Origin of the sequence: Actinomadura darangshiensis (assembly GCF_004349235.1) — a bacterium.
Lineage (GTDB): Bacteria > Actinomycetota > Actinomycetes > Streptosporangiales > Streptosporangiaceae > Spirillospora > Spirillospora darangshiensis.
Genome location: NZ_SMKY01000245.1, coordinates 1 through 13,319, shown reverse-complemented (window position 1 = coordinate 13,319; position 13,319 = coordinate 1). Strand labels below are relative to the sequence as shown.

Genomic DNA, 13,319 nt, shown 5'->3' with positions numbered 1-13,319 from the left:
CCCCGGGGCAAACACGACGAAGGAGTGACGGTCGACGCTTTCCGTCGACACATCACTCCCAACTACGAGTGGGCCTAGGAGGACTTGAACCTCCGGCCTCATCCTTATCAGGGATGCGCTCTAACCGACTGAGCTATAGGCCCGGGGTGTGCCGCCGCTCCTGGCGGCGCAACGAGAGGTTACCCCATCGGGGCGGGCAACCGGAAATCGATTGCGGGGCGGCGGCGGGTGGGGGCTATTCGGCCTCCTTGAGGGTGACTTCGACGCCTCCGACGAGGTCGGCGGCCAGGTTGTAGATGACGGAGCCGACCGTGGAGAGGGCGGTGATGAGCAGGACGTTGAGGGCGCCGACGAGGACGGTGTAGCCGAAGACGCGGATAAAGGAGAACCAGCTGCCGGCGTCCACGCTTCCGGTGGTCTCGCCCTGCTCCTTGGTGAGGCTGTTGATCGTGTCGCTGATCGCGTCGAACACGCCCAGGCCGGACAGGATGACGTACAGGACGACGACGGCGACCAGCAGGATGACGAAGCAGACCAGCGACATGACGAAGCTGAACTTCATCACCGACCAGGGTTCGAGCCTGGCCAGCTGGAGCTGGGCCTTGCGGGCCGGTTTGCCGCCGGCGGTCTTGGCGGCGGCGTTCGCCGGGGCCGCCGAGGTGGACGGGCGGTCCTTCAGGATGGTGCCGGCGAAGCCGCGGCGTCCCGAGCCCGAGCCGCCGCTGGACGAGGAGTTGCCGGACGGGTTGAACGGCTTGGCGGGCTGCTCCGTACGTCCTGTCGACACCGAAGCGGGCGGCTCGGCGGGTTTGGCCCAGCCCGCCGGGCCCGCCGGGGCGGAGGGCGAAGCCGGGCTGGACGGCCTGCCCGGCGAGGGCGAGGCCGCGGCCGGGCTGGAGGACCGGCCGGAGGGCGCGGACGCGCCGGAGGGCTTGCCCGACGGACGGGACGGGGCCGGCTTCTCGGGCGCGGCCGGCTTCTCTGGCTTGGGCGGGTCGGCGGTGTCCTTGACCGGGGCGATCTCGGGCGGGTCGGCCGGCTTGGCCGGCTCGTCGTCGAGATGGCTGAGGTCGGTACGGGTCTCGTCCGCCGCGGAGGACGAGGACGACGACGGCGTCTCGATGTCGACGGTCGTCTCGTCCCGTCCCGACTTGGCGGACGCGGCGGCCACCGTCTTGCCCTGCTTCGCGGCCGGCTTGGCCCCGCCGGTCTTGGCTCCGCCCGGCTTCTTGGCCGCGGTGCCCTCGTCCGGCTTCGCGGCGCTGTCCTCTGCGGGCGCCTCTGCGGCGTCCTTGCCCGTGCCGGGCCCGTCCTCGTCCTTGCCGGGCTCGGTGCTCACGTGTCCTCCTGGCCTAGCGGCTCTGTGACGACGCAGAGTACGTCACTCACCGTCGCCCCCTTCGGCGTCGTCCGAGTCCTCCATGGACTCTACGTTCCTCGCGATGGCCACCACGCTGTCGCCGTCCGCGAGGTTCATCAGGCGGACGCCCATGGTCTGCCTGCCGGACTGCTTGATCTCGGCGGCAGTGGTGCGGATTACGCCGCCGTTGGACGTCATCGCGAAGACCTCGTCGTCCGGGCCCACCATCAGGGCCCCTACCAGCATGCCGCGCGATTCAACGATCTTAGCGGTGAGGACGCCCTTACCCCCACGACCCTGAAGAGGATATTGGTCCACGGGAGTGCGCTTGGCGTAGCCGCCCCGGGTGGCCACCAGCACGTCGTACGAGGTGTCCTGGACGACCAGCATGTTGAGGACCTCCTGGTCCTCCTCGAACCGCATGCCGATGACGCCGGAGGTGGCGCGCCCCATCGGGCGCAGCGACTCGTCGTCGGCGCGGAAGCGGATCGCCTGCGCGCCGGTGGAGACCATGAGCAGGTTGTCCTCGGACGAGACGAGCCGCGCGGAGATCACCTCGTCCTCGTCGACGAGGTTGATCGCGATGATGCCGCCGGTGCGGGGCGAGTCGAAGTCGCGGAGCGCGGTCTTCTTGACGCGGCCCTTCTTCGTCCCGAGGACGAGGTAGGGGGCGACGTCGTAGTCGCGCAGGTCCATGACCTGGGCGATGTGCTCGTCGGGCTGGAAGGCGAGCAGGTTCGCGACGTGCTGGCCGCGCGAGTCGCGTCCGGAGTCGGGCAGTTCGTACGCCTTCGCCCGGTACACCCGGCCCTTGTTGGTGAAGAACAGGATCCAGTGGTGCGTCGTGGTGACGAAGAACTGGTCGACGATGTCGTCCTGCTTCAGTTGCGCGCCGCGCACCCCCTTGCCGCCGCGCCGCTGGGCCCGGTACAGGTCGGACTTGGTGCGCTTGGCGTAGCCGCCGCGGGTGATGGTGACGACGACGTCCTCTTCGGCGATGAGGTCCTCGTACGACACGTCCCCGTCGAACGGGATGATCTCGGTGCGCCGGTCGTCGCCGAACTTCTCGACGATCGGGGCGAGCTCGTCGCCGACGATCCGCCGCTGCCGCTCCGGCGAGGCGAGGATGTCGGTGTAGTCGGCGATCTCCGTCATGAGCTTGTCGTACTCGTCGGTGATCTGCTGGCGCTCCAGGGCGGCGAGCTTGCGCAGCTGCATGTCGAGGATCGCCTGCGCCTGGACCTCGTCGATCTCCAGCAGGCTCATCAGGCCCTGCTGCGCCTCCGACGCGGACGGCGACCGCCGGATCAGCGCGATGACCTCGTCGATCCGGTCGAGGGCCTTCAGCAGCGCGCGCAGGATGTGGGCGCGCTCCTCGGCCTTGCGGAGCAGGTACCGGGTGCGGCGGACGATGACGTCGATCTGGTGCGCGACCCAGTGCCGGACGAACTGGTCGATGCGCAGGGTGCGCGGCACGCCGTCCACCAGCGCGAGCATGTTCGCGCCGAACGTCTCCTGCAGCTGCGTGTGCTTGTACAGGTTGTTCAGGACGACCTTGGCGACGGCGTCCCGCTTCAGGACGATGACGAGGCGCTGCCCCGTCCGGCCGGACGTCTCGTCGCGGACGTCGGCGATGCCGTCGAGCTTGCCGTCCTTCACCCCGTCGGCGATCTTGAGGGCGAGGTTGTCGGGGTTGACCTGGTAGGGGAGCTCGGTGACGACGAGGCAGGTGCGGCCCTGGATCTCCTCGACCTCGATGACGGCCCGCATGGTGATCGAGCCGCGCCCGGTGCGGTAGGCCTCCTCGATGCCCTTGCGGCCGACGATCAGGCCGGCGGTCGGGAAGTCGGGGCCCTTGACCCGCTCGATCAGCGCTTCGAGGAGGTCCTCGTCGGACGCACCGTAGTTGTCCAGGTACCACCGGACGCCGTCGGCGACCTCGCGCAGGTTGTGCGGCGGGATGTTGGTCGCCATCCCGACCGCGATGCCGGCGGACCCGTTGACCAGCAGGTTCGGGTACCGGGACGGCAGGACGTCCGGCTCCTGCGAGCGGCCGTCGTAGTTGGGGGAGAAGTCGACGGTCTCCTTGTCGATGTCGCGCAGCAGCTCCATCGCGAGGGGCGCCATGCGGCACTCGGTGTACCGCATCGCCGCGGCCGGGTCGTTGCCGCGCGAGCCGAAGTTGCCGTTGCCGTCGACCAGCGGGTACCGCATCGACCAGGGCTGCGCGAGCCTGACGAGCGCGTCGTAGATGGCGGAGTCGCCGTGCGGGTGGTAGTTCCCCATGACGTCGCCGACGACGCGGGCGCACTTGAAGTAGCCGCGGTCGGGCCGGTAGCCGCCGTCGTACATCGCGTAAAGGACGCGGCGGTGCACCGGTTTGAGGCCGTCGCGCACCTCGGGCAGCGCGCGCGCGACGATGACCGACATCGCGTAGTCGAGGTAGCTCTTCTGCATCTCGACCTGGATGTCGACCGGTTCGATCCGCTCGCCCGGGTGTCCACCCTCTGTGGTCACGTCCGTCACTCTCAAGACCTCTTCTACTCGGTGGAAACGAGGTACGTCCTGTGGGAGTCGGCCAGGGAGCCCGGCCTACGCGTACCTCAGATGTCGAGGAAGCGCACGTCCTTGGCGTTGCGCTGGATGAACTCCCGGCGGGGCTCGACCTCCTCGCCCATGAGCACACTGAACAGCTCGTCCGCCTGGGCGGCGTCGTCCAGCTGGACCTGCAGCAGGACCCGGTTGTCGGGGTCCATGGTGGTGTCCCAGAGCTCGTTGGCGTTCATCTCGCCGAGGCCCTTGAAGCGCTGCACCAGGTCGCGGGGACGCGGGTCGCGCTTGCCGGCGGCGATCCCGGCCTCGATGGTCGCGTCCCGCTCGGCGTCGGAGAAGGCGTAGTCGGCCTCGTTGCCCCGCGCGTCCCACTTGATCTTGTAGAGCGGCGGCTGCGACAGGTACACGTGGCCGGCCTCGATCAGCGGCTTCATGAACCGGAACAGCAGCGTCATCAGCAGCGTGTTGATGTGGTGGCCGTCGACGTCGGCGTCCGACATCAGAATGATCTTGTGGTAGCGGAGCCTGGTGATGTCGAACTCGTCGTGCACGCCGGTGCCGAGCGCCGTGATGATCGCCTGCACCTCGTTGTTCTTCAGGATCTTGTCGATCCTGGCCTTCTCCACGTTGAGGATCTTGCCGCGGATCGGGAGGATCGCCTGGAAGTGCGGGTCCCGGCCGCCCTTCGCGGAGCCGCCCGCCGAGTCGCCCTCGACGATGTACAGCTCGGACTTGGCCGGGTCGGTGGACTGGCAGTCCGACAGCTTGCCGGGCAGCGACGTCGACTCCAGCAGGCTCTTGCGGCGGGTCAGGTCGCGCGCCTGCCGCGCCGCGACCCGCGCCCGCGCCGCCTGCGACGCCTTGTTGATGATCTCCTTGGCCTCGCCGGGGTTCTCCTCGAACCAGTCGCGCAGGTGCTCGTTGCACGCCTTCTGCACGAACGACTTGGCCTCGGTGTTGCCGAGCTTGGTCTTGGTCTGCCCCTCGAACTGCGGGTCGGCCAGCTTGATCGAGATGATCGCGGTGAGGCCCTCGCGGACGTCCTCGCCGGTCAGGTTGTCGTCCTTGTCGCGCAGCAGGCCCTTGTCGCGGGCGTACCGGTTGACGATCGTGGTGAGCGCCGCCCGGAAGCCCTCCTCGTGGGTGCCGCCCTCCGCCGTGTTGATCGTGTTGGCGAAGGTGTGCACCGACTCGGCGTAGGACGAGTTCCACTGCATGGCGATCTCGATCGACATGCCCGTGGTGTCGTCGTCGAAGTAGACGACCGACTCGTGGACGGCGTCCTTGCGCGCGTTGATGTAGCGGACGAAGTCCTCGATGCCGCCCTCGTAGTGGTACCGGACGACGTGCGGCTCACCGTTGGAGTGGTCGGGCCGCTCGTCCCGCAGCGTGATGGACAGGCCGCGGTTGAGGAACGCCATCTCCTGCATGCGCCGGGAGAGGGTCTCGAAGTTCCATTCGAGGGTCTCGAAGATGTCGGGGTCCGGCCAGAACCTGATGATCGTGCCGGTCTCTTCGGTCGCCTCGCCCTTGCGGAGCTCGGTCTCCGGCCCCTGCCACGTGTACGACTGGCGCCATACGTGGCCGTCGGTCCGGACCTCGGCCTCCAGCCGGGTGGACAGCGCGTTCACCACCGCGGAGCCGACACCGTGCAGGCCGCCCGAGACCGCGTAGGACTTGCCGTCGAACTTGCCGCCCGCGTGCAGCGTGGTCAGCACCAACTCGATGGCCGGGCGCTTCTCCACCGGATGCTCGCCGACCGGGATGCCGCGCCCGTTGTCGAGCACGCTGACGCCGCCGTCGGCCATCAGCGTGACCACGATCTCGTCGGCGTAGCCGGCCAGGGCCTCGTCGACCGAGTTGTCCACGATCTCGTAGACGAGGTGGTGCAGGCCGCGCTCACCGGTCGAGCCGATGTACATGCCCGGGCGCTTGCGAACCGCCTCAAGCCCTTCAAGGACAGTGATCGAACTAGCGTCGTACGCCAAAGGAAGATCCTCCTGCCGGGGATGTCTGCCGTTCCGCGCCCGAGGGAGGCGCGGTGTGCCCCGTAACACACACGAGGGCACCCGGTTGTGCTCTGTTCACGTTGGTGAGAGCCCCGGGCACCCCATGACGGCGCAGCATCCTGAACCCAGAATCATTCTACCGGGTGACACGGCGGAAAGTGGCACTGTCGAGCGCTGTGTGCGCGTGTGGCGCCCGAGTGGGCCTGGAGCCACATCCCCCCATAGGGCCCGGGGGGTTCTCTGGCCTGCGTGGCGCTCGCCGCCGAATCGAGGGATCGACACCCCGAACACATGTTCGCAGTCAGCGGGCGCGCCAGGCGCCCGTCCGCCGCGGCCCGGACGAGGGACCCACCACCTTCACCCGGCGGACGGTGCCGTGCCCGAGTTCCTCGTTCAGCCGGCGGACGAGCGTGGACGACAGCAGCCGCAGCTGCGTCGCCCAGGTCGTCGAATCGGCGGCGACGGTGAGCTCGCCGTCCTCGAAGCGGTCCGGGCGGGTGTGCTCGGCGAGTTCCGCGCCGACGATGCCCGCCCAGTTCCCGAACACGCCGCCGACGGCCGCCCGCTGCTCCCACCCGCGCGACGCCATCAGCTCGTGGATCGCCGCGCCGAACATCTTCGGGTCGCCGCCGCGTCCGGGTTCCCGGACGCGGACGGGCCGGCCGCCCTTGCGCTTCCTGCCGTTGCCGGGGACGCTGCCGCGCTTCATGGCGTCCGCCTTGGCCTGGGCGAGGGCCTCGCGGGCCAGCTCGATGCCCGACTTCGCCGGGGGCGTCGCAGGGTCGGCGGAATCGGCGGAGCCGTCCACATCCTGTGGATCGTCGGTCACGCACTCGCCCCTTCCCTGGTGCCGTTCAAGCGCCCTGGTGCCGTTCAAGCGCCCTCGTGCCGTTCAAGCGCCCTGGTGCCGTGCAGGCGCCCCGCGCGGTCAGTCGCGGACGACCTTGCCGTCGGAGACGGTATACGAGCCCCCCGTCAATTCGGCCGGGACATCGGCGGGGACGGCCGCCGTGATCAGGACCTGCTCGGCCGGCGCCACCAGCTCGGCCAGCCGGCTCCGCCGTCCCGTGTCCAGCTCGGCGAACACGTCGTCGAGGATGAGGACGGGGTCGTCGCCGTCCGCGCGCAGCAGGTCGAACGCGGCCAGCCGCAGCCCGAGCGCGAACGACCACGACTCGCCATGGCTGGCGTAACCGCGCGCAGGCAGCTCCCCCAGGCGCAGGACGAGCTCGTCCCGGTGCGGGCCGACGAGGCTCACCCCGCGCTCCAGCTCCTGCTTGCGCGATTCGCCCACCGCCGCCAGGAGTTGCTCGGCGAGTTGTCCACGGTCTGTGGACAACTCCACATCGCCCAGCGAGCTCTTGTAGACAAGCTCGGCCGCGCCACTGTGCGGCGCAAGGTCGGCATAGGCCTTCCCTACGAGCGGCCTAAGCGCGTCGACCAGATCCAGCCGTGCCGCCAGAAGCTCGGATCCTGTACGCGCCAGGTGCGAATCCCACACGTCCAGGGTCGCGAGGACCTCCGGGCCAGGGGAGCGCCTATGCGCGGCCGCCGACTTCAACAGGGCGTTGCGCTGCTTGAGGACGCGGTCATAGTCGGACCGCACACCGGCGAATCGTGGAGCCCGCGCGGTGAGCAGCTCGTCCATGAACCGGCGCCGCTCCCCTGGGTCGCCCTTCACCAGCGCGAGGTCTTCGGGGGCGAACAAGACCGTCCGCAGCATCCCCAGGATCTCGCGCGGCCTGGGGACAGGGGACCGGTTGAGCCGCGCCCGGTTCGCCTTGCCCGGGTTGATCTCAAGCTCGATCAGCGCCTTGCGGTCGTCCTTCACCACCCCGGCCCGGACGATCGCCCGCGGCGCCCCATGCCGGACGAGCGGCGCATCCGTCGCGGCCCTGTGGCTGCTGTGCGAGGCGACGTATCCGATGGCCTCGACCAGGTTCGTCTTGCCCTGACCGTTGGGCCCCACGAACGCCGTGACCCCGGGCTCCAACGCGACCTCGGCGGTCGGATAGGACCGGAAGTCCTGCAAGGAGAGGTGGGCGACATGCACGAGACACGAGCGTAGAGGCTCCCGCGCGCGGCCGGAGCCTCGCGCCCGGCCGCAGCCTGGTCAGACCTTCGGGGGGTCGACGTCGGCGCCGGGGGAGTCGCCGTCCCCGATGGACTCGACGGCGTGGCCGCCGAACTGCTTGCGGAGGGCGGCGACGACGCGCATGGCGGGGGAGTCGTCCTGGCGGGAGGCGAAGCGGGCGAAGAGGGACGCGCTGATGGCGGGCAGCGGGACGGCGTGCTCGACGGCGGCCTGCACCGTCCAGCGGCCCTCGCCGGAGTCGTTGGCGTAGCCGCGCAGGTCGTCCAGCTCCGGGTCGTCGACGAGCGCGCGGTTCAGCAGGTCGAGCAGCCAGGACCGGATGACGGTGCCCTCCTGCCAGCTCAGGAACGTCTCCGGCACCTTCGTGACGAGGGGGCTGGCCTCGATCAGCTCGTAGCCCTCACCGAACGCCTGCATCATCGCGTACTCGATGCCGTTGTGGACCATCTTCACGTAGTGGCCGGCACCGACCTTGCCGGAGTGGACGAAGCCGAACTCCCCCTCCGGCTTGAGCGTCTCGAAGATCGGCATCAGCCGCTTCACGTTGTCGTCGTCGCCGCCGACCATGAGCGCGTAGCCGTTCTCCAGGCCCCACACGCCGCCGCTCACACCGCAGTCGACGAAGCCGATGCCCTTGGCGGCCAGGTCCGCACCGTGCTTCTGGTCGTCCACATAGTGTGAATTACCGCCGTCGATGACCAGGTCACCGGGCTGCAGGACTTCCCCCAGCCTGTGGACGGTGTCGGCGGTCGGCTGCCCGGCGGGCACCATCACCCACACGGCGCGCGGCGCGGCGAGCCGTCCGACCAGCTCCTCGACCGAGCCGACGTCGCTGACCGAGGTGTCGCGGTCGTAGCCGACGACGGTGTGGCCGCCGCGGCGCAGCCGCTCGGCCATGTTGCCGCCCATCTTGCCGAGGCCGATGATCCCGAGCTCCATGAGACTCTCCCCAATGCGTGACTGCCTGTGCCTTACCGCGGGGGCAGCGGCTCCCCCGCGGACCATCGTCCCCGGCGTGTCCCGGGGCATGCCCGGGAGGCGGTCCTTACCCGGACAGCCGGACGGGCATGATCAGGTAACGGTAGTTCGGGTTCTCCCCGTCCTGCGGCGGCTTCCCGGTGAGGACGGCCGGCTTGGTCGGCGTCGTGAAGGACAGTCGCGCCACGTCCGAGCCGATCGCGGAGAGCCCGTCGAGGAGGAACGCGGGGTTGAACGCGATGTCGATGTCCTCGCCCTCCAGGGACGCCTCCAGGGCCTCCACGGCCTGAGCCTCGTCCCCGGTCCCGGCCTCCAGGACGACCTCGCCCTGGCTGAACGACAGCCGGACGGGGGTGTTCCGCTCGGCGACCAGAGAGACGCGCTTGACGGCCTCGATGAACGCGGCGGTCTGGATCTCGGCGAGGCCCGCGTACTCGCTCGGCAGCAACGACCGGTACTTGACGAAGTCGCCGTCCAGCAGCCGGGACGTGGTGCGGCGGCCGCCGCCCTCGAAACCGATCATGCCCTCGCCGGTGCCGCCCGTCCCCGCGAGCGCGATCGACACCTCGGCGCCCGCCGTCAGCGACTTGGCGGTGTCGGCGAGCGTCTTGGCCGGGACGAGCGCGACGGCGGAGAAGTCGGGGCGCTCCGGCTTCCAGTGCAACTCGCGGACGGCCAGGCGGTAGCGGTCCGTGGACGCCAGCGTGACCGTCTCGCCCTCGATCTCCACCCGGACGCCGGTCAGCATCGGGATCGTGTCGTCCTTGCCGGCGGCGATCGCGACCTGGGAGACGGCGGCGGCGAACTCGTCGCTGCCCACCGACCCGGCGGCCGGCGGCATCTCCGGCAGCGTCGGGTAGTCCTCCACAGGCATGGTGAGGAGTGTGAACTTCGCACTCCCGCAGCGGAGCATCACCTTCGCGCCGTCGGTCGTCACCTCCACAGGGTGTGGAGGGAGGCTGCGCGAGATCTCGGCGAGGAGCCGTCCGGACACCAGCGCCGTTCCGGCCTCCTCCACGTCGATGTCGGTGGACACCTGCGCGGAGACCTCGTAGTCGAACGCCGAGAGCTTCAGCCGGTCGTCGTTGCCCTCGCCCCCGGCGACGATGTGCATGCCCGCGAGGACCGGCACCGGGGGACGTACGGGAAGCGTGCGTGCGGTCCAGGCGACGGCGTCTGCCAGGGCGTCTCTGTCGATGCGGAACTTCAAGGGGACCCGCCTCCTGCAGGTGTCGGACAAGGGTGAGCTGATCTTGCCTCGGGCGGGGCGCTCGGGGCACGTTGTCCCCAGGCCCTGACTTGAGGTGAATCTTTTCTTGGGTAGAGAACTAGAGCAGTACTAGTAATAGGGGCGGTGGATAGTGTGGACAGAGCCCGTTTTCCCAGGTCAGGTGTCGTTTCTCTGTCCACGGGTGCTGTGCATGGGCGGTGGACGGCGCGAGGGCGCCTGGGGACGGCGAAATCATCCCCACAGGTCGTCCTCATGTCATCCCCCGGTTTTCCACGAGTTCTCCACGGGTATGTTCCGCGGTTCGGCCGCCTGTGCATGAAGAGGGCTTGATCGCCGGACTCCGCCCACAGGCCGTCCCCAGGTCGTCCACCGGTTTTCCCCAGGAGCGCGGCGCGGGTGCACGGCCGGTCCACATCCGTCCACCCTTCATCCTCAGCTTCTCCCATGGTTGCCCACCGGGTTATCCACGAAAATCCCCAGAGTTTTCCACAACTTGTGAGTAGCGGTGCCGATTCTCGGGGGAGGCGCGCCTTTTGTCGGTTCTTTGCCCTGACCAGGGTGTGGACGACGCGGCCACCGCCCGTCCACAAGGGTGCCGCGGGGTTGTCCACACTGTGCACGACGGGGGCGGTCAGCGCTTGCGCGCCTGGTGCTTGATCCGCCCCGTCAGCTCCGTGACCTGGTTGTAGATGGCGCGCCGCTCGGCCATCAGCGACCGGATCTTGCGTTCGGCGTGCATGACCGTGGTGTGGTCGCGTCCGCCGAACTGCTGGCCGATCTTGGGGAGGGACAGCTCGGTCAGCTCCCGGCACAGGTACATCGCGATCTGCCGGGCGGTGACGAGCATCCGCGACCGGGACGGGCCGCACAGGTCGTCGATCGTCGTCCCGAAGTACTCGACCGTCTGCGCCATGATCATCGCGGCGGTGATCTCGGGGCCGGAGTCGTTCGGGATGAGGTCCTTGAGGACGATCTCGGCGAGCTTCATGTCGACCGACTGCCGGTTCAGGCTCGCGAACGCCGTCACCCGGATCAGCGCGCCCTCCAGCTCCCGGATGTTCGTCGCGATCTGCGAGGCGATGAACTCCAGCACGTCGGGCGGCGCCGCCAGGCCCTCCTGCCGCGCCTTCTTCTGCAGGATCGCGATCCGCGTCTCCAGCTCGGGCGGCTGGACGTCGGTCGTCAGCCCCCACTCGAACCGGTTGCGCAGCCGGTCCTCCAGCGTGACCAGCTCCTTGGGCGGGCGGTCGCTGGAGATCACGATCTGCTTGCTGGCGTTGTGCAGCGTGTTGAAGGTGTGGAAGAACTCCTCCTGCGTCTGCTCCTTGCCCTCAAGGAACTGGATGTCGTCGACGAGGAGGATGTCCACATCCCGGTAGCGGCGGCGGAACCCGTCCGCCTTTCCGTCGCGGATCGAGTTGATGAAGTCGTTCGTGAACTCCTCGGAGCTCACGTAGCGGACGCGCGCCCCATTGAAGAGGCTCTGCGCGTAGTGGCCGATCGCGTGCAGCAGGTGCGTCTTGCCCAGGCCCGAGTCGCCGTAGATGAACAGCGGGTTGTAGGCCTTGGCCGGCTGCTCGGCGACCGCGACGGCGGCGGCGTGCGCGAACCTGTTGGACGAGCCGATGACGAACGTCTCGAACGTGTACTTCGGGTTCAGGCGCGCATGCTCGGACGCGCCGGACTGCGGAGCCGGAGCCGGCGCGGGGGCCCGGGGGTCCGCGGCGCGGGGATCCTGGCCTTCGTCGTCCCGGAAGGGGCTCTCGCCCCGGTAGGGCTCCTCACCGCGGTACTGCTTCTCGCCGCCGGGGAAAGAGGACGGCTCGCCGCCGCTCTGGAACGTGTCGTCGGCGTGCCCGAGGGGCGGCTCGCTCCCGCCGGACTGGGGCTCGCGCTGATCTCCCCCGCGGGCGCCGGGGCGCGGCGCGCCGAGCGTGCGGTCGTTGAGATGCGAATGCGGCGGCCGTCCCGGGGGCTCCCCGCCGAACCCCTCCTGGCCGCCGAACCCTTCTTGCCCGCCGAATCCTTCTTGGCCGCCATAGGACGGGTAGCCGCGGTTCTCGAACGGCGCGGGACCGCCGCGTCCGGCCGGGCCCGCCCCGTACGCGGGCGGACGAGGCGCCGGCGGATATGTTCCACGGTCGTCGTCCTGAGCCTGTGGATAACCTCCGGGCGGGCCGGGGCTGTGGGGACCCCCCGGCTGAGGCCGGTACCCCTGGTCGCCGTACGGCTGCTCCGGATACGGCCGCTCCGGCCGCTCCGGCCGTTCCGGGTAGGACGACGGGTCACCGTAAGACTGATCGGTGTAAGGACGTTCGCGTTCGCGGTCGTCGTGTGACCGTTCCCCATAGGGCTCGCCATAAGGAGGGGCAGGCTCGTGCAAGCCGGGCCCTGCACCGGGCCCGGGAATCGGTGCGGCGAGCGGTTCATTGCCGCCGGGGCGTGAACCTCCAGGCGGCTCCGGCTGGACGGTCACCGCGACGCGGATCTCCCTGCCCAGCTCGCGGGAGAGCGCCTGCGTGATGAGGTTTCGGAGGCGCGTCTCCAGCGCGTCCTTGGCGAACTCGTTCGGTGCGGCGAGAAGTGCCGTCCCCTCGACGAGGGCCAGCGGACGGACCATGGGAAGCCATGCGCGGTAGCTCGGTGACAGATCACTCTCGGACAGCGCGGTGAGGGTCCGAGCCCAGACCGATCCGAGATCCTGACCGTCCATGCGCAAGGTCCCCTCCCCACAACTCCGCCGAACGGAGTACCTGACTGCCCGGCTTTCCCGCGGGATACGGCACGCCTCGCAGGGCATCGCCGCGACGCGGAAGACTCACTCTCTCACGAGTTGTCCACAGAGTTGTCCACATGCTGTGCATAGGCATGGGGTCCCTGTGTAAAACCCGTGAGGCGGCTTCCTGGGGACAGGGTCGACGAACGAGGTCGACAAGGTGCCGGCCTTTTTCAGGGCCGGTACGGGGTGGTTCTCGAACGGGGGGATTGATGGGCGGAACACCGGCATCAGATCGTCGAATGCGTCGATGGAGCGTCGGTTCGCCTAGACGACCCTAACCCCTGCCGACCACACTCGCAACACCGTCACCCCGC

8 protein-coding genes and 1 tRNA gene are annotated in these 13,319 nt (G+C 69.3%); all 9 read right to left on the bottom strand.

The window, feature by feature from the left end:
* Positions 1 to 69: 69 nt before the first annotated feature.
* Positions 70 to 143: transfer RNA gene (locus tag E1293_RS35505), tRNA-Ile, on the bottom strand.
* Between the two features lie 92 nt (positions 144 to 235).
* Entirely contained in the window at positions 236 to 1,339 is a 1,104-nt protein-coding gene (locus tag E1293_RS50555) for a DUF3566 domain-containing protein (protein ID WP_341770232.1), read from the bottom strand.
* 42 nt (positions 1,340 to 1,381) lie between these two features.
* Positions 1,382 to 3,886: a DNA gyrase subunit A gene (gene gyrA / locus E1293_RS35495; RefSeq protein WP_132202554.1), complete on the bottom strand. Its 2,505-nt coding sequence runs from the start codon at positions 3,884 to 3,886 to the stop codon at positions 1,382 to 1,384.
* Positions 3,887 to 3,963: 77 nt separating this feature from the next.
* Positions 3,964 to 5,901, bottom strand: a complete 1,938-nt coding sequence (gyrB, locus tag E1293_RS35490; protein WP_132202552.1) for a DNA topoisomerase (ATP-hydrolyzing) subunit B — start codon at positions 5,899 to 5,901, stop codon at positions 3,964 to 3,966.
* Between the two features lie 322 nt (positions 5,902 to 6,223).
* Positions 6,224 to 6,751 carry a DciA family protein gene (locus tag E1293_RS35485; protein WP_243717026.1) on the bottom strand — a complete coding sequence of 176 codons (528 nt, stop codon included), beginning with the start codon at positions 6,749 to 6,751 and terminating at the stop codon, positions 6,224 to 6,226.
* 99 nt (positions 6,752 to 6,850) lie between these two features.
* Positions 6,851 to 7,975: a DNA replication/repair protein RecF gene (recF, locus tag E1293_RS35480; RefSeq protein WP_132202550.1), complete on the bottom strand. Its 1,125-nt coding sequence runs from the start codon at positions 7,973 to 7,975 to the stop codon at positions 6,851 to 6,853.
* A gap of 60 nt (positions 7,976 to 8,035) precedes the next feature.
* Positions 8,036 to 8,956, bottom strand: coding sequence for a phosphogluconate dehydrogenase (NAD(+)-dependent, decarboxylating) (gnd, locus tag E1293_RS35475; protein WP_132202548.1), 921 nt, complete (start codon positions 8,954 to 8,956; stop codon positions 8,036 to 8,038).
* Positions 8,957 to 9,062: 106 nt separating this feature from the next.
* On the bottom strand, positions 9,063 to 10,205 hold the full coding sequence (dnaN, locus tag E1293_RS35470; RefSeq protein ID WP_132202546.1) for a DNA polymerase III subunit beta: 1,143 nt from the start codon (positions 10,203 to 10,205) through the stop codon (positions 9,063 to 9,065).
* 652 nt (positions 10,206 to 10,857) lie between these two features.
* On the bottom strand, positions 10,858 to 12,939 hold the full coding sequence (dnaA, locus tag E1293_RS35465; protein WP_132202544.1) for a chromosomal replication initiator protein DnaA: 2,082 nt from the start codon (positions 12,937 to 12,939) through the stop codon (positions 10,858 to 10,860).
* Positions 12,940 to 13,319 lie beyond the last annotated feature (380 nt).

Bases quoted from the DNA above. Each gene is read 5' to 3' on its own strand.
- dnaA (WP_132202544.1), bottom strand. From the start codon at position 12,939: ATGGACGGTCAGGATCTCGGATCGGTCTGGGCTCGGACCCTCACCGCG.
- gnd (WP_132202548.1), bottom strand. From the start codon at position 8,956: ATGGAGCTCGGGATCATCGGCCTCGGCAAGATGGGCGGCAACATGGCC.